This window comes from Streptomyces sp. NPDC058773 (assembly GCF_042746015.1).
Taxonomy (GTDB): Bacteria; Actinomycetota; Actinomycetes; order Streptomycetales; family Streptomycetaceae; genus Streptomyces.
On the sequence record NZ_JBHYPE010000019.1, the window covers coordinates 73,093 to 89,297 of the forward strand.

Consider the following 16,205-nt stretch of genomic DNA (forward strand, 5'->3'; position numbering starts at 1 on the left):
TAGATCGCGCGTCGGCTCCGTAGGGCACCGGAAGGCGGTCCGAACATGGCCACTGCGTCTGACGCTCCCGTTCTCGACACCATCGCCGCCATGACCATCGATTCCCTTGAGCGCTGCGGCATGGATGACGGCACGCTCATCCTGACCCGTATCGCCGCACTCGTGGCCATGGACGCGCCAGCGGTCTCTTACCTGGCTCACGTCGGTCCCGCGCTCAAGGCCCGGCTGACGAGCGAGCAATTGCAGGATGTTCTCGTGGCGATCGCTCCCGTCGTGGGCACGGCGCGCGTCATGTCAGCCGCTGGTCACCTCGCCGAGGCATTCGGCTTCGCCATCGCGCTGGCCGATTCCGAAGCCGAACTCATCGCGCAGGCGGAAGCCGAGAGCCGGAAGAAGTCCTGAGGGCCACCGGCTTCACGCGTGCCCGCATCGATCCCCGGACTTCGGCTCCATCTCACCGCAGCGGCCGTTGCCCGGTCCGGCTCGCGAGCCGGACCGACGTCAGACCGGGCCCTTGACTGGTCGTGATCGTCAGGGCCGACGCGGCAGAGGAATCGGCATGGGCCACCCCGGCGTTGAGCGGTGACACCGTCCAGCCGAGCGCCACGAGGGCAAGGGCGGAGATTTGCGCGAGAGAGCGCAGGTAGGGGCGTCTGGGAACGGAGGTAGCGATCACGGTCGCTCCCCCTTCGTTAATCGTTCGCTTCGGGCCGACGGTCACCGGCCCCGTACACGCACATCCGTGCCGTCGGCGAAGACCGACCGGTTCACGCACCTGTCCGGTGGTCCATGCGCGCCCGCACCTTCACGACGCATTGCGGTGCCGTGGGGTCGAGTTCGTCAGGGGCCACCCGTCCCGGCGTGGAGGTCGGATGTACGCGGTCAACACTTCCGTGCCCTCCGAGACCGGCATGGCGTAGGACTCCCGTTTCCGTGAACAGCGGGCGTGAGCGCCCGCGCCGCACTTTCAGCGGGCAGGACGAACGACCGCTCCTGCTCCGGGGATGGCGGGGCTCGGCGGCACTGCCTTCTGCGTCTCCCGCCACAACGGCGCGGAACCGAGGGACCGTTCATGTCATTCCCGGCGACACGCCATAAAGGGAACGGCTGGGTCCCGTGCTGCATCTCCGCGGTTGTGAAGATATCCAAGCTCTGGCCCGCCACCTTCGTGGCCGCCTCCGTCGCCCTCGGTCCGACCGTCGTCCCGGCCGCCTCGGCCGCACCGGCACTGACCGCCGCCCCCCAGCAGGCCGCTGCCGGCGCGCGGGGCTCCGGTGCCACTCTCACCAGCTACCGGCTCGCGCCCGGCCTGCTGAAGAACACGTCGATGAAGGACAGCGGCAACCCGACTCAGGTGCACGGCGTGCTCGGCATGCCGAAGGGGAAGGGCCCCCACCCGGTCGTCCTCGTCGTGCACGGGTCCCACCCCAACTGCGTGCCGACGGGCGCGAAGGGCATCGCCGACCGGCCGGTGAAGACCCGGTGGCCCCTGGTGTGCCTGGACCCTGACGATCCCAGGCCCCAGACAGGTCTCGGCCAGGACTACCTGCGCCAGGACGCCGGCCTGTCGTACCTCGTTGAGGAGCTGGCCCGTCAAGGCTTCGTCGCGGTAGCCGTCGACGCGGTCGCCGCCGAGCAGTGGTGGGTGGGCGAACCCAACCCGGAAAAGGGCTACACCCAGCTGATCGACGCGCACCTGAAGCTGCTCTCCGACCTCAACAAGGGCATCGGCCACGGCCTGAAGATCCCCGGGACGAAGGGGCGGATCGACACGTCCCGGGTGGGCCTGGTCGGTCACAGCCGGGGCGGTGGCTACGTCCTGTCCCAGAAGGCCGCCAAGCGGGCCGGGCTGTTCGGCGCGGTCGCCCTCGAACCGGCGGCGCCGGCGGAGCCGGCGACCCACACGGTGCCGGTGCTCAACATCCGCGGCGCCTGTGACGAGGACACCGGAGCGGACGCGGGACGGAACACGGTGAAGGACTTGGCGAAGTCCGGGCGGACCGCGGTGGCCGCGGACGTCGTGCTGCCCGGCACCGGCCACGCGATGCTCAACACCAACCTCGCCCCCGCGCACGCGGACGGGCCGGGCTGCTCCGCCGGCCAGGCCGCCGCTCCGGCCGCCGCCCGCGCGCAAACCGCCCAGCTGACCGCGTCCTTCCTCCGGCAGGCCCGGCACAAGGCGTCCGCCTACCGTCTGCCGGCGCTGCGCGGCGTCACCCCCAAGGGCGGCAACCTGCGCACCGGCGGCCCCTCGGTCACCTTCCGGAAAGCTCCGCAGGTGACCTTCACCGACCCGCTGCGGATTCCCGAGGTCGCTTCGGGCGAGCGGCTGCTGCCCGCGATCCCCAAAGACCTCAAGGTGAGCAAGAGCGAGGATTTCTGAGGGAGTTGGCCGGGGCACCGGGCGCGCGGCTGACGGGCGGGCGTCCGTTTCGCCCACGCATCTCGCCGTGGCCGTGCGCCACACCGTACGGCCGTGGTGGCGACGGCCCGGGCGAACGGCGCGGTGACGAGACCGGCGCATCCGGACACACTGCCATGAGCAAGACATGAGCCACACATGAGCGCTGCCGCGGAAGCTCATGGCGTACCGAGCGTTCAGGGCGGTTCGCAGCTGACGCGCTCCTCCGCACATGACGGGTGCCGCCTTCTTGGACGGCCTCACCCGGAGGTGAGGACGGTGCCGCAGCACGTGATCCGCGCTTCAGGTGGAAGGCAAGGGAAACAGACATGACCATACGAGTACGCAACGTTTTCCCGTTCGGCAGTGGGCGGGGGAAGAAGGCGGCCGCGGTGGGGGCCATGGCCGTCGCGGCAACGCTGTGCCTGACCGTCACCCCGGCGCAGGCGGATGGAGGCGGAGGCGGCACCAGCGGCGGGGGGCTCATGGGGACGTCGCCGATACCCAGCCTGGCCCCCGGCCCCGACCCGCTGGCCGACCCGCAGAAGCGCGCTGAGTTCCTCTCGAGCTGCGGCGACAAGTGCACCGTCTCCGGCGGCGAGTTCGTCAGCGACCCGACCGAGGGTACGCCGGAGCGGGTCTCGGAATTCCACGACACCTGCGCCACCACCGGCTCCTTCACCTACAAGGAGGAGGAGACCAACGGCAACGGCCTCGTCGTCAGCATGGGGCTGAAGGTCCCCGCCGCCATGGGAGTTGAAGTCCTCCCGAGGATCGACTACAGCCAGGTCCACACCAAGACCACGGGCATCACCGACACGGTCAATCAGGACCAGCCCTACACCATCTACTGGCTGGACAAGGTTCCGATGACCCAGACCCTGAAGGGCACTTGGTCGTACGAAGGGGACTCCGTGAAGGCCATCCCGGCGCGCGAGTTCACGGATGTTGAGGCCGACGTGACGTACAACGCCTTCCGGAAGCAGTCCCGCCCGATGACCGAAGAGGAGAAGGTCTCCCGCTGCGGCAACGCCAGCCCCTCCTGAGGCTGCTGCCACCCCACCTCGTGCCGCTCGCCGCACCCTTCCGCGGCGGGCGGCACGAGGCCTTCCGGCCCGGCACGAGCAGAGGCTTCACCGACGGGGCCCCGGTGGCCCGTCTTCCCCCGCGGCCTGCGCTCCGTGCGCCTCGGCCGGCAGCGGCCTGCGGGTGTCCCCTGCGTCAACGGGCTGTTGTGCCCGCTTCTCTGGCATGGCGCCGCTCGACTTCGGCGGCACCTCGGATAGCGTCCACCATCCGTACCACGAGCCCGGCGGAAACCGGGTGGAGCCAATCGGGGAATACCGCGCCTGGACACCCCGTTCGGCCTCCTGTTGGAACGGATGCGCGCCGAGCACCTCAGGGGTCGCCGAACGCGACTCGACGGCGGGCGGCGGGCCGCCGGCCGATGAGGCCCCGGCCCGGGGACATCAGTCGGAGAGGACCCTTCTTCCACCATGGCCTGGATCTACTTAATCCTCGCGATCATCTTCGAGATCGTCTTCGCGCTCGGCGCGAGCGCCTCGCAGGGCTTCACCAAGCTGAAGGCTTCCCTGATCACCCTGGTCGGCGTCGTGGGCGGCATCTACTTCATCAGCCTGGCCCTGGAGACGCTGGATGTCGGGGTCGGCTATCCGATGTGGACCGGGGTCGGAGCCGTCGGCACGGTGATCTTCGGGGCGCTGATCTTCAAGGAGAAGATCACGCCGGTCAAGGTGGTCTGCTTCGTCGCCATCATCGGCGGAGTCACCGGCCTCAAGTTGCTCTCGGGGGTGTGAAGATGACCGGGGAGCACACGGGCACGGAGCGGAAGCAGAGTCCCGCGGCCGCCTGGACCTGGCTGTTGGTCGCCGCCGTCTTCGAGGTGATCTTCGCGCTCGGCTCGGCCGCCAACGGCGGCTTCACCAAACTGGTTCCGTCCGCCATCACCGTCGTGGCGTGCGGCGGCGGGGTCTATCTGCTCAGCCTCGCCCTGAAGACCATCGATGTCGGCATCGGCTACACCGTCTGGACAGGCATCGGCACCATCGGCTCCGTCCTCCTTGCCGCGCTGCTCTTCGACGAACAGATCACGCTCGGCAAGGTGGTCTGCTTCCTCGCGATCGTCGCCGGCGTGGTCGGACTCCACCTGACCTCCGAGAAGCCGACGGCGACCACACCCCCGGCAACACCTCCGACGCCACCGGGCCCGTCGGCGGGATAGAGCCGGAGTCGCCGGCGCGTCCGGATGGGCGGTCAGATGCTGGTCGTCGGTGCGTCGGCGTCCGGTGCCGGACGAGCGAGCAGGGCGCCGCCCGCGATGAGGGCCAGGGCGGCGATCTCGATGACCGCCTGGACCGGCAGTCCGGCAACGTACATGCCCGGCTTGTCGAACTGCGGATCGAAGTAGGCGGCACCCGGGTAGAGGATGGCCGCCGCCTGGCTGACCCAGTACAGGCCGGCGAGGACGACCGCGGCGCGCAGGCTGGAATCGGCGTCGCCGCGGCGTCGCCAGACGAAGTACAGCGTGGCCAGGGCGAGGAGTGTGCCCATGGCCATCGTCTGGCCGTTGTGGAACCTGGCGTGTGCGGGCCAGAGCGGATTGAGCACGTGGGTGGCGTTCCAGTCGGCGACGTAGGGCGAAACGCCGGTGAAGACGGCGACCAGCGAGAGCATCACCTTGCCGGCCACCGCACGTGCCGGGGCGGCGGACCGGGCGGGTGCCACGCCGGAAGCGGGCGCGGGAGAAGGGGAGTTACGCATCGGAAGTGACCTTTCGTGTCGGTGGGGCGGCCGGCCGGGTGCGGCCGGTCCAGGGGGCCCGGGAAGGAGAGGCCCGGGACGGAAGGGAAGCCGAGCCCGGGAGGCGTCGGACCGTGCGGCCTCAGACCCTGGTGGCGTCGGACCGTGCGGCCTCAGGCATCGACGGCGCCGACGCCGGCGCCCGCCCCGTCGCATAGCGGTAGGAGGCGGCGATGACCTGCTGGACCGTGTCCAGTTCGGTCTCGTTGCGTGGGGCGTAGAGCATCACGACGTTGATGCCGTGGTCGTAGAGCGGATGCTTCTCGCCCCAGCCGGAGGACAGGAAGGCGGCGTGGTCGGCCGGGTCCAGGGCCAGGTGGAGGCTGCCGTCGGCGTGCACGTGCACGAACTCCTCATCGCCGCGCGGGGGCATCAGCACCGCGCCCGGGGCGGGAAGGGTGCCGTCGAGGAACCGCGCGCGTGAGCTGGGGGCCGACACCTTGCTGCGGCCCCAGGTGGTGCCGGGCAGCGCGGCGTCCAACCAGCGCAGCAGCGCCTCCCTGACCTCGGCGGGGCTGCGCTGACTCAGCTGCAGGTGCGGGACTTCGGGGCCGGTCCGGGGCCGTTCGCCTTCTCGGGTGGGGAGTGCCGGGAATGTCATGGTGATGTCTCCTTCGTCTACGGGGACCGCTCCCCTCCGCGGGGCAAGCGGTGCGCGTCCTGCAGCCTCGGCGGGACCGGGGTCGGCCGGCCCCTGTCGCCGCTGGGCACATCACCAGGCTAGTTTCCTGGATATAGTGGTTTCCGACAGGAAAGTGCCCTGCCGCGTTCGTGGGGCGTGGGCATGGGTCGTGGCCGCGGGCGTGATCGCGGCCGGGAAGGAAAGGCGCAGTCGTGACCGACGCCGTGGAGCAGGCGTGCCCGATCAACCCGGTGATCGACCTGGTCTTCAGCCGATGGACCACGCCGATCCTGTGGGTCCTCGAACACCACGGCCGCCTGCGCTTCAACGAGTTGCAGCGGCACCTGCCGACCATCACCCCCAAGGTCCTCACCCAGCGCCTGCGCCAGCTCGAACGCGACGGCCTGGTCCACCGCACGTACCACGCCGAGATCCCCCCGCGGGTCGAGTACGAGATCAGCGACCTGGGCCGCACCCTGACGCCGCTCTTCAGCGCCATCACGGACTGGTCCGACGCTCACCTCCCCGCCGTCTCCGCCGCCCGCCGCGCCTTCGACGCGGCACGCGAGGAAGAAGAAGCCTGGGCCCAGGGCTGAGCGGACGACCAGGGCCGGGCGGGCGGTCGACGGGGGCCCGGCTCCGGGCCCGGAACGGCAGGCTCGACCAACGGGTGGCGTACGCGCAGGCGGTGGCGAAGCACCGGGAGCGGTGCCCCGGGGAGGGCGATGGGTCCGGCCGGGTTCACCTCTGTTGTGGGGCACGGCAACAGAGGTGACTGACGGTCGATGCCCGTTGCCGCCTGTGGCCCTTTTGGTGCCGCTGGAGGGCTAATCCTCCTCGGCTGCACCGGAGTTGGTGGCCGTGCCTGCGCCACCGCGAGCGTCCGAGCCCGTCTCCGCGCCCACTCCCCCCGCCTCGGCGGCGGCCCGTACGAGGTTCTGCTCCAGGCGCTCCAAAGTGTGCAGGGCCGCGGCGCGTTCGTCGTCGGTGAGGCCGGCCGTCGAGATGGCCTCCAGGTGGGTCCAGACCTGTTCGACCTCGCGGCGCAGGGCGTGGCTGGCTGCCGTGGGCTCGATGAGTGAGGCGCGCTTGTCGGTGGGCGAGGGGCGGCGGCGGACGAAGCCGGCCTGCTCCAGCCGGCGGACCGTACGGGTCATGGTGGCGGCGTCGGAGTCCATCAGCCGCACCAGGTCGGCCTGGCGCTGGGGGCCGAGCTCCCACAGGTGCATCATGACCAGCTCCTGGCCCGGGTGCAGGCCGATGCGGCGCAGCAGCTGCCCGGCGAACATCCGGTGCAGGCGGGCCAGGCGGAAGATCGCGTGACTGACCGGCCCGCCACTGGCCGCGGCCGGCACCGGGACGGTGGCCTCCTGCCCGATCCCGGCGGGACCCTTCCCCGCTTCCGGCTTCCCGGCTCCCGGCGTGGACTGCGTCATCTGCCCCTCAACCTCACTTTCCTGCTTGGACAGTCTCACCTTACCTTCCGGGCCCGCTCCACGTGGGGCGATGCCGATCCAGGGCGCATACGCGCTGGCAGCAAGGAGTTACTTACTTCACATTCGAGAGCGGGAAGGGATTCGACGCCATTACTTGTTCGGACAGGTGATTTACTTGTTCAGACAGGCATCCGCTGGTGTCCGCGTCCGAGCGCCGTGTCGCGGAGCACCACTCATTCCGAGGGAGAGACTCATGACCACCGCTTTCGATCCGATCGTCCTGAGTGGCAAGCAGCTGGCGAACCGCGTCGTCATGGCGCCGATGACCCGCAGCCGCGCGTACGGGCCGGGCGCCGAGCCGACGGAGCTGATGGCGACGTACTACGCACAGCGCGCCGCCGCCGGGCTGATCGTCACGGAGGGCATCCAGCCCTCGGCCGTCGGCCAGGGATACCCGGACACCCCCGGTCTGCACACGGCCGGGCAGGTGCGGGCGTGGCGGACGGTGACCGACGCCGTGCACCGCGAGGGCGGCGTGATCTTCGCGCAGCTGATGCACACCGGCCGGGTCGGCCACCCCAGCCTGCTGCCCGACGGCCTGGTGCCGGTGGGGCCGTCGGCGGTGGCCGCCAAGGGCCAGGTCTACACCCACGAGGGGCCGAAGGAGTTCGTGACGCCGAAGGAGCTGAGCGAGGCGGAGATCCGGCAGACCGTCGCCGACTTCGCCGACGCGGCCCGTAACGCGGTCGAGGCCGGGTTCGACGGCGTGGAGCTGCACGGCGCCAACGGCTACCTGATCCATCAGTTCCTCTCGCCCCACACCAACCGGCGCACCGACGGCTGGGGCGGCGACACCGAGGGCCTGATCCGCTTCGCCGTCGAGGTCGTCACGGCCGTGACCGAGGCGATCGGCGGCGACCGGGTGGGCCTGCGGATCTCGCCCGGGAACGTGTACAACGACATGGCGGAGGAGAACCCGGCCGAGGTCTACGGCGCGCTGCTGGCGCGGCTCGGCGGCCTGGACCTGGCCTATCTGCACCTGATGGAGGGCCCGGACCGCGAGCTGACCGCGCGGCTGCGCAAGGACTGGCCGGGCACGTTCGTCCTCAACCCGTTCACCTACCCCGACGTCACCGGCCCCGACGCGCTGGAGCTGATCGAGGACGGGAGCGCGGACATGGTGGCCTACGGCGCGCTGTTCCTGGCCAACCCGGACCTGCCCCGGCGCCTCGCCTCCGGCGGTCCGTTCAACACCGCCGACAAGGCCACCTTCTACGGCGGCGACCACCGCGGGTACACCGATTACCCCGCCCTCGGCGGCTGAGCGGCTGAGCGGCCGGCCTGCGGGCGAACGGCCCGTCCCTTGCACCCCGTTCCTGACCCACCATCCCTGACCCACCCCTTCCTGTTCCTGGGAGTTTCTGATGTCCAAAGCGATCACTTTCTCCGCGTACGGAGCGCCTGAGGTGCTGCGGCTGTCGGAGGTCACCACGCCGGAGCCCGGACCGGGGCAGGTCCGGGTCCGGGTGCGGGCCGCGTCCGTGAACCCGCTCGACCTCAAGATCCGGTCCGGTCTGATGGCCGGCACCGTCCCCGCCCGCTTTCCCGTGATCCCCGGCCTGGATGCGGCCGGTGTGGTCGAGGCCGTCGGCGAGGGAGCCGAGGCGGCTGTCGGAGACGAGGTCCTCGGGGCCACCGTCGGCGGCGGCTACGGCGCATACGCCCTGCTGGAGCGACCGGTGGCCAAGCCCCGGGAGCTGTCGTGGGAGGTCGCCGCCTCCCTGGTCACGGTGGGCCGTACGGCGTTCCGTGTCCTCGGGCAGCTGGGGGTGCGGGCGGGGCAGAGCCTGCTCATCCACGGCGCGGCCGGCAGCGTGGGCACCGTCGCGGTGCAGCTGGCCGCCGCCCGCGGCATCACCGTCATCGGAACGGTCGGCGGGCACGACATCGAGCGCGTCACCGCGCTCGGAGCCACCGCGGTCCGGTACGGCGACGGCTGGGTGGAGCGGGTGAAGGCCGCGGCTCCCCAGGGAGTCGACTTCGTCTTCGACGCCTCCGGGGCCGGCGTGCTCGCCGGCTCCGTCGCCCTGACCGGTGACAGCGCGCGCGTGGTCACCATCGCCGACCCGGCCGCCGCGCAGCACGGTGTCCGCTTCAGCGCCGGCGCCTCCGACCAGGCCGGGGATGCACTGCCGCAGCTGGTGCGGCGGGCCGCCGCCGGGGAGCTGGACGTCCCCGTGTGGCGTACGTACCCGCTGGACCAGGCCGCGACCGCCCACACCGACCTCGAGGCCGGGCGCAACAAGGGCAAGGTCGTTCTCCTGCCCTGACGCTGACCGGGCGCCGCTGGGCAGACGGTGCCCCGGCCGGCTGCGACTCCCCACCCGCCCACGGCTTCCCCGGCATCCACCCCACCCGGACCGAGGAGCACGACGACCGATGAAGGACCACGAGCCATGGCAGCACGGCCCTCCCTCGCGCCGCTGACGGCCGATACGGACCTCATCGCCGCGTTCGAGGTCCTCGGCCAGAAGTGGAACGGCATCATCCTCCACACCCTGGCCACCCGCCCCGCCCGCTTCGGCGAACTGCACACCGCCATCTGCTCGATCAGCACCAAGATGCTCGCCGACCGGCTGCGCGAGCTGGTCGAGACCGGGCTCGTCACCCACGCCCAGCTCCCGCCCGGCCCCGCCCTCTACACCCTCACTGCCGACGGCCGGGCCCTGCTGCCCGCCCTGGAACAGCTCCGCTCCTGGTCACAGCACCGCACCAGCTGATCCGCGGCGAGCACAGCGCCTGAGCATCTGCGTTCACGGGGACGGGCCGCGCGGTTCGTGCCGCGCGGCCCGCGCCCTCAACATCCGGAATACCAGCATGTGGATGAGCCTGGAGCGGACGTTCCGCCGTCTGTTTGTATGAGCCCTGGCCAGACTTTCCAGGAGGTGACGGACACATGGTGTCCACGGAGAGCATCCTCGCGTTCGCGGCGATGTCGCTACTGGTGATCGTGATTCCGGGGCCGAGCGTGCTGTTCGTGATCGGCCGGGCCCTCGCGCACGGCCGTCGCACCGCGCTCGCGACGGTCCTCGGCAACCTGATCGGCTCGTACGCCCTGGTGATCGCCGTGGCATGGGGCCTCGGCGCGCTGGTGGAGACCTCGGCCGCGGTCTTCATGGGCGTGAAGCTGGCCGGTGCGGCGTACCTCATCCACCTCGGCGTGCAGGCCTTCCGGCACCGCAAGGAGATGCGCGCGGCGGACATCGAGGCGCCGGCGGGTGAGCAGCGCGGCGATCTGCGCACGGTCCTGGACGGCATCCTCGTGGGCGTCACCAACCCGAAGGGCATCGTCTTCTTCGCAGCCGTACTGCCCCAGTTCGTGGACCACGCCGCGGGCCACGTCCCGTTCCAGATGATGGTGCTGGGCCTGGTCCCGGTCGCCATCGGCATGATCACGGACACCCTCTGGGGCCTGGGCGCCTCGGCGGCCCGCTCCTGGTTCGCCCGCTCGGACCGCCGCCTCTCCCTGGTCGGCGGCGCGGGCGGCTTCGCCATGATCGGCCTGGGCGTGACGGTGGCGGCGACGGGGCGAGCGGACTGAGGGGCACCCCCCTTCGCCCCGCCCGCGGCCCTGCCGGCCACCACTCCACAGCACCGGCCCCAGGTCATTGGACCGGGGGCCGGTGTGTGGTCGGCCGTGCAGAGCGGGCAGATGGTGGGGGCTTGCGCTACAGGCTGTCGCCCCAGCCGCCCTGGATCATGGTCTGGAACGCCCAGGTGCCGTCCCGCCTGACCAGGATGTCGGCGTAGCGCAGCTGCCGGGTCTCGCCCTCCATCGTCATCGTCGAGTCCGAGAAGACCACGACCAGGGCGGGCGAGAGGAAGACGGGCGTCCGCGTGGACTCGAAGGTGATGTCCTCGCTTCCGTCGCCCATCACCTGCGTCATCGTCGCGATGTACTGGTTACGGTCCCACTGCGCCGAACGGCCGTTGCCGGCCGCGTCGTCGCTGACGAGGTTCAGGGGGAACTCCGCCATGTCGGCCATCCGCTCGACATCGCGCCGCGCGCTCTGTGCGTCGTACTCCGCGAACCAGGCGTCCACGCTCGCGCGGTCCTCGGCGGTCGGGACGTACCCGGAATCCGGCAGGAAGGGCATGGGGATCTCCTCACGGTCTTTGGCAGGATGAGTAATCAAGTTTGACTAGCGGCGCTCGCGGGAGCGTATGTCCGGCCGAAGGATTAGTCAAACTTGATTAGCAGTCCCGTGTTTCTTGAGACATGTCCGGAGTGCGGGGCCGCCGGGCCGGAATCTGCACCGAAGCGTCACACGGCCTCCGCGTTGCCCCCGACGGGCGTGGTTAGCGTTACTGCCCGCTCGATCCCCGCGTGCGAACTGGATCAGCCCGATCAGGTCGCCGGCGTCCCAGGCGGCGCAGCCAGCACAGAAAGATCGCAGATGGACTACTGCTCGTCCTGCCGACGGAGCCTCAACGGGGCGCTCGTATGTCCAGGTTGTGGTGATTACGCGCCGGACATCGCCCCGCCCGGCCACCGTCGGCAGAGCGCGCCGGCCGCTGACGCGCGGTGGGAGGCCTGGCCGACGGCGGACGCCCCCGCCGCGGGGCCTCGTCAGGACCGGTACGCCGAGGCCGATCCGTTCGCCGGCCGCGCCTCCGGCGCCGCGCGGGGCGGTGGCGGTGTCTCGGGAGCCGCCTCGGCCGATGGCGGTGCCTCGGGTGCCGCCGCAGTGGCCGATACGGCGGAGACCGCTGCGGTCGTGGACGCCGAAGCGCCAGGCGATGCCGCGATTCCCGCGCCCACCGGGCAGGGCCGGGCGGCCCGGCGGCGGCAGCTGGCGCGGTGGAAGAAGCACCGGCGCCGGGCCGCGGCGGCCACCGCCTTCGCGCTCGTCGGCGGCGGTCTGACCGTGAGCATGCTGCAGAACAAGCCCGCCACCAACGGCACCCACGCGTCCGCGATGCCGGATCCGGAGAGCGTGTCCACGCCCCGGACGGAGCCTGCCGCCTCGTCGTCGGACCGGTCGGACAGCGAGGCGTCGCGGCATCCCGGTGCCCGCCCGTCCCTCCCGTCCGGACGGCATGCGCGCCCCGATACGGCCACGCCGCCGGCCGCCACGACGGCCCGGCAGCCGCGGTCCGTCACCCCGTCGCGCACCGCTGAGGCACCGCACGCCACCGCGCCCACGCCGGAGCGGAAGCCGCAGCCCGCACACACGGACAGCGCCCCCGCGACATCCGCCCCCGACGCCGACGGAGGCTCCGGCGACTCCGGCAGCTCCGGTGCGGACACCTCCCCGGAGCGCACCTCGCCGGACGCCCCGTCCACCCCGACGGCGCCGGAGACGGACCAGTCCTCGCCGACGCATGTGTGTCTGCTGGGAGTGGTGTGCGTCGGCTGAGGCCGACGACGACGCCGGGCCGTCCGGTGGGCCGATGTGCCCGGCCGGGCGGCCTTCCGGCTCTCCGCCCCTTTCCGCCCCTTCCGCCTGTCCGGCCTACCGCCTCCCCCGCCTGCCGGAAACCGCCGCGGCGGGCTCGGCATGGGTGGCTCGGCGTACGGCGTTCCCGGGCATCTCCGGCGCGGGCGGGCCGGGGGTGGTGTCCGGAGACGGGGCGCGGGTGCGGGACTTGAGGACCTGGGCGCCGATGGTGAGCGTGACGGCCAGGAGCAGGACGTAGAAGACACCGATCTTGCGGAGGTCGTCGAGGAAGAACCAGACGGACGCGAGGGAGGTGAACCAGAAGGCGACGAGTGCGAAGCCGCCCGTGTGCTCGTCCTTGTAGCCGGCGGCCAGGCACAGGGCGCCGACGACGCCCAGGACCAGGGCGATGATGACGTAGTGGGTTTCCCAGCCGATGTTGGCGCGTGCCAGTTCGGACCACACCGCCACGGCCTCCGCCACCGGGCCCCAGGCCACCGCGCAGGCGAGCCGTGCCGACCAGAGCAGCAACACCGAACCGGCAGCGGCGGCGAGCAGGGCGACCCAGGAGAACTGGCCGACCTCGATCATGTCGGTGCGGGATATCACCAGGGACAGCAGGCAGCCGAGCAGGGCGACCGCGCCTTCGGCCGTCGGCCGGAACACCACCCGCGCCGGTCTCCGGCGGGCGGACCGCGCCGCCGGTGCGCCCCCGACGGCCGACGGCAGGGATGAGGGCGAGCCGGCCGCCGGGGCGGAGCCGGCGCCCGGGGCGGAGCCGGCAGCCAAGGCGGGGCCGCCCGCCGCAGGCCCGCCCGCTACAGGCCCGCCCGCCGCAGGGTCGAGTGCAGTGGGCGTCGGCGTCGGCGCACGATGAGCCGGTGCGGTGTGGGCCGGTGCCGTGTGGGCCGCAGTGGTAAGCGCCGTCTGCATGGCGGCGGCGTCCGGGAAGCGGTCCTCGCGGCGCTTCTGGAGTGCCCGGGCGATCACCGTGTCCACGGCGGGCGGGAGTTCCGGGCGCAGGTGTGAGGGGGGCACCGGGTCCGCGGCCAGATGCTGGTGCATGACGGAGAACGGCGAGTCGCCGGTGTACGGGGGCCGCCCCGTCAGCAGCTCGTAGAGGAGGCAGCCCACCGCGTACAGGTCGGTGCGGTGGTCGGTCTCGCCGCCGTTGATCTGCTCGGGGGCGAGATAGGCGGGGGTGCCGACCGCAACTCCCGTGCCGGTCAGCCGGGTGGCCACCTCGCTCAGCGCCTTGGCGATGCCGAAGTCGACGACCTTGACCGCGCCGGAAGCGGTGAGCATGACGTTCGCGGGCTTGATGTCCCGGTGCACGATGGCGTGCTGGTGGCTGTGTGCCAGCGCCGCCAGCACCTGGCCCGTGACGTCGACGGCCTGCGACACCGTCAGCGGGCCGTCCCGCAGCACCTGGCTGAGGGTCCGGCCCGCCACGTACTCCATGACCAGATAGGGCTCGGCCGCGCCGCCGCCCGCGTCCTCACCGACATCGTGCACGGTGGCCACACCGGGGTGGTTGAGCGCGGCGGCGGCATGCGCCTCCCGCTGGAAGCGGGTGAGGAACTCGGGCTGCATCGCCAGCTCGGCGGAGAGGGTCTTGACGGCGACGGTACGGCGCAGCCGGTGGTCGACGGCCCGGTGGACCGTCCCCATGCCGCCGTGCCCGAGCTGCTCCACCAGCTCGTACCGCTGCCCCAACATCCTGTGTTCCACCGGGTTCCTCCAGGGACCGAGCGTGCCAACACGCCGGAAGACGTGCGGGAGAGCGGCCGGGTTCCCCGCTCCGTGGGCAGGGCACGTTCTGGACCGCCTGCGCTCCGGGGACCGCGCCCGCTACCGCTCGGCCGGGGGTGAACCGGCCGGCCGCTCCCGCTCGGTGACGGTGAGGGCGGCGGCGGGGCAGAGCCCGGCGGCGAGCCGGGCGGTGGCGTGCAGGCCGGGCGGGGGCGCCGCGGTGCGGAGCAGCACCAGGCCGTCCTCGGTGTCCTGGTCGAACACCTCGGGGGCGGTCAGGGCGCACATCCCGGCGCCGATACAGCGGTCGCGGTCGATGCTCAGCTCCATGGGGCTACTCCTTCTCCCGGGTGTCACAGGTGTCCTGGGTGTCCCAGGTGACGGGGAGCCGGTGCACCCCGTAGATGTTCGTGGCGTCACGCAGCGGTACGTCCTCGGGCGGGACGGCCAGCCGGAGCGTGGGGAAGCGGCGCAGCAGCGCCGGGAAGGCGACCCGCATCTCGACGCGTGCCAGCTGCTGTCCCAGGCACTGGTGGGCGCCGTGGCCGAACGCCAGATGGCCGGTCGCCTTGCGGTGCAGATCGAGGGTGTCGGGGGCGGGGAACTTCAGCGGGTCGCGGTTGGCGGCCGCCACCGAGAGGGTGACGGTCTCGCCCGCCCTGATCAGCTGGCCGTCCAGCTCGATGTCCTCCAGGGCGGCCCGTATTCCGGTGGGGGCGATGCTCAGATAACGGAGCAGCTCCTCGACCGCCTGATCGGCGAGGCCGGGGTCGCCGCGCAGGGCGGCGGCCTGCTCGGGGTGGCTGAGCAGGGCGAAGGTGCCGAGCCCGAGCATGTTCGCGGTGGTGTCGAGACCGGCGGCCAGCAGGAAGCTGCCGACGCCGGCGAGTTCGTCATCGGTGAGGTCACTGGTGGTCAGATCGCTGAGCAGGTCGTCGGTGGGGCGGGCGCGCTTGGCCACCACCAGTTCACGGATGCATTCGGCGAGCGCGGTCAGGGCGGCGATCTGCTCGCCCATGGCGGCGTCCGGGCTGCTGAGCACCGCGGTGTGCTGCTGGAAGCGCGCGCGGTCGGGTGCGGACACACCGAGCAGTTCGCAGATCATCAGGGCCGGGACGGGGTGCGCGAAGGCCTGCACCAGATCGACGGCCGGTCCGTGGCGCTCCATGGCGTCGAGGTGCTCGGCGGTGATCTGCTCGACGCGGCTGGTGAGTTGGCGCATCCGGCGGACGGTGAACTTGCCGGCCAGCAGCCGCCGGTAGCGGGTGTGCTCCGGTGCGTCGATGCCGGTGAGGTCGCCGAGCGGGGCCGGCGGCAGCTCGCCGGGCGGAGCGCCCGGCAGGGGGTAGTGCATCAGCTCGTACCGGGAGCTGAAGCGGGGGTCGGCGGCGATCGCCCGGACCACGGCGTGGCCGGTGGCCAGCCAGCCCACGTGCCCGTCGGGGTAGCGCAGCCGGCGCAGCGGCTGCTGCTCCCGCAGTTCCGCCAGCTCGGCGGGCGGGTCGAAGGGGCAGCGTTCGGGACGGGTCAGGGGCAGGGCCGTCACCGGTGCGGGGGCCGGCGCGGTGTCGGCCGACGCGGCTTCCTGGGCGGCCTGTTCGGTGGCGGGTAGGGCGGGTGCGGACGGTGTGCGCGGCGTTCCGGGCTGCTCTTCGTGCTGCTCTTCGTGCTGCATGAGTCCTCCGTCGGTACGGGGTGGATGAGGGCAGGGCGGCGTGGCGTACGGAGCGTCG

General features: G+C 71.9%; 18 protein-coding genes. 11 read left to right on the top strand and 7 right to left on the bottom strand.

What is annotated here, in order from left to right:
- Window positions 1–45 precede the first annotated feature (45 nt).
- From ACFW5B_RS18620 to ACFW5B_RS18640, 5 genes are all read left to right on the top strand, one after another.
- Window positions 46–402, top strand: a complete 357-nt coding sequence (locus ACFW5B_RS18620; protein WP_386440221.1) for a carboxymuconolactone decarboxylase — start codon at window positions 46–48, stop codon at window positions 400–402.
- Between the two features lie 733 nt (window positions 403–1,135).
- A complete protein-coding gene (locus tag ACFW5B_RS18625; RefSeq protein WP_386440223.1) occupies window positions 1,136–2,383 on the top strand; it encodes a dienelactone hydrolase family protein in 1,248 nt (415 codons plus the stop codon).
- 347 nt (window positions 2,384–2,730) lie between these two features.
- The gene (locus tag ACFW5B_RS18630; protein ID WP_386440224.1) at window positions 2,731–3,447 is read left to right on the top strand and encodes a hypothetical protein; all 717 of its coding nucleotides are present in this window, start codon (window positions 2,731–2,733) and stop codon (window positions 3,445–3,447) included.
- Window positions 3,448–3,897: 450 nt separating this feature from the next.
- Complete coding sequence (locus tag ACFW5B_RS18635; protein WP_386440226.1) at window positions 3,898–4,218, top strand: DMT family transporter; 321 nt, start codon at window positions 3,898–3,900, stop codon at window positions 4,216–4,218.
- 2 nt (window positions 4,219–4,220) lie between these two features.
- A complete protein-coding gene (locus ACFW5B_RS18640) occupies window positions 4,221–4,643 on the top strand; it encodes a DMT family transporter (RefSeq protein WP_386440347.1) in 423 nt (140 codons plus the stop codon).
- 32 nt (window positions 4,644–4,675) lie between these two features.
- Here ACFW5B_RS18640 and ACFW5B_RS18645 read toward each other — a convergent pair whose 3' ends face one another.
- A complete protein-coding gene (locus tag ACFW5B_RS18645; RefSeq protein WP_386440228.1) occupies window positions 4,676–5,182 on the bottom strand; it encodes a DUF6640 family protein in 507 nt (168 codons plus the stop codon).
- A 121-nt stretch (window positions 5,183–5,303) separates the two neighbouring features.
- A complete protein-coding gene (locus ACFW5B_RS18650) occupies window positions 5,304–5,822 on the bottom strand; it encodes a luciferase family protein (protein WP_386440229.1) in 519 nt (172 codons plus the stop codon).
- Window positions 5,823–6,055: 233 nt separating this feature from the next.
- On the opposite strand from ACFW5B_RS18650, the gene ACFW5B_RS18655 reads away from it, so the two are divergent.
- Entirely contained in the window at window positions 6,056–6,439 is a 384-nt protein-coding gene (locus ACFW5B_RS18655; RefSeq protein WP_386440231.1) for a winged helix-turn-helix transcriptional regulator, read from the top strand.
- Between the two features lie 231 nt (window positions 6,440–6,670).
- Here ACFW5B_RS18655 and ACFW5B_RS18660 read toward each other — a convergent pair whose 3' ends face one another.
- Window positions 6,671–7,279 (bottom strand): MarR family winged helix-turn-helix transcriptional regulator, encoded by a 609-nt coding sequence (locus ACFW5B_RS18660; RefSeq protein WP_386440233.1) that lies wholly within the window; start codon window positions 7,277–7,279, stop codon window positions 6,671–6,673.
- A gap of 253 nt (window positions 7,280–7,532) precedes the next feature.
- On the opposite strand from ACFW5B_RS18660, the gene ACFW5B_RS18665 reads away from it, so the two are divergent.
- The 4 genes from ACFW5B_RS18665 to ACFW5B_RS18680 all read left to right on the top strand — a co-directional run bounded on the left by ACFW5B_RS18665 (window position 7,533) and on the right by ACFW5B_RS18680 (window position 10,880).
- Window positions 7,533–8,603: an alkene reductase gene (locus ACFW5B_RS18665; protein WP_386440235.1), complete on the top strand. Its 1,071-nt coding sequence runs from the start codon at window positions 7,533–7,535 to the stop codon at window positions 8,601–8,603.
- 100 nt (window positions 8,604–8,703) lie between these two features.
- Entirely contained in the window at window positions 8,704–9,609 is a 906-nt protein-coding gene (locus ACFW5B_RS18670; protein WP_386440237.1) for an NADP-dependent oxidoreductase, read from the top strand.
- 126 nt (window positions 9,610–9,735) lie between these two features.
- A complete protein-coding gene (locus ACFW5B_RS18675) occupies window positions 9,736–10,059 on the top strand; it encodes a winged helix-turn-helix transcriptional regulator (protein WP_386440239.1) in 324 nt (107 codons plus the stop codon).
- Window positions 10,060–10,235: 176 nt separating this feature from the next.
- On the top strand, window positions 10,236–10,880 hold the full coding sequence (locus tag ACFW5B_RS18680; protein WP_386440241.1) for a LysE family translocator: 645 nt from the start codon (window positions 10,236–10,238) through the stop codon (window positions 10,878–10,880).
- Window positions 10,881–11,007: 127 nt separating this feature from the next.
- Here ACFW5B_RS18680 and ACFW5B_RS18685 read toward each other — a convergent pair whose 3' ends face one another.
- Window positions 11,008–11,436 (bottom strand): nuclear transport factor 2 family protein, encoded by a 429-nt coding sequence (locus tag ACFW5B_RS18685; RefSeq protein ID WP_386440243.1) that lies wholly within the window; start codon window positions 11,434–11,436, stop codon window positions 11,008–11,010.
- 300 nt (window positions 11,437–11,736) lie between these two features.
- On the opposite strand from ACFW5B_RS18685, the gene ACFW5B_RS18690 reads away from it, so the two are divergent.
- Window positions 11,737–12,699 (top strand): hypothetical protein, encoded by a 963-nt coding sequence (locus ACFW5B_RS18690; protein ID WP_386440245.1) that lies wholly within the window; start codon window positions 11,737–11,739, stop codon window positions 12,697–12,699.
- A 96-nt stretch (window positions 12,700–12,795) separates the two neighbouring features.
- Here the strand turns inward: ACFW5B_RS18690 and ACFW5B_RS18695 are convergent, their stop codons facing one another.
- From ACFW5B_RS18695 to ACFW5B_RS18705, 3 genes are all read right to left on the bottom strand, one after another.
- Window positions 12,796–14,451, bottom strand: coding sequence for a protein kinase (locus ACFW5B_RS18695; RefSeq protein ID WP_386440247.1), 1,656 nt, complete (start codon window positions 14,449–14,451; stop codon window positions 12,796–12,798).
- Between the two features lie 120 nt (window positions 14,452–14,571).
- Window positions 14,572–14,802, bottom strand: coding sequence for a ferredoxin (locus ACFW5B_RS18700; RefSeq protein WP_386440249.1), 231 nt, complete (start codon window positions 14,800–14,802; stop codon window positions 14,572–14,574).
- A 4-nt stretch (window positions 14,803–14,806) separates the two neighbouring features.
- Entirely contained in the window at window positions 14,807–16,147 is a 1,341-nt protein-coding gene (locus ACFW5B_RS18705) for a cytochrome P450 (RefSeq protein WP_386440251.1), read from the bottom strand.
- Window positions 16,148–16,205: the final 58 nt, after the last annotated feature.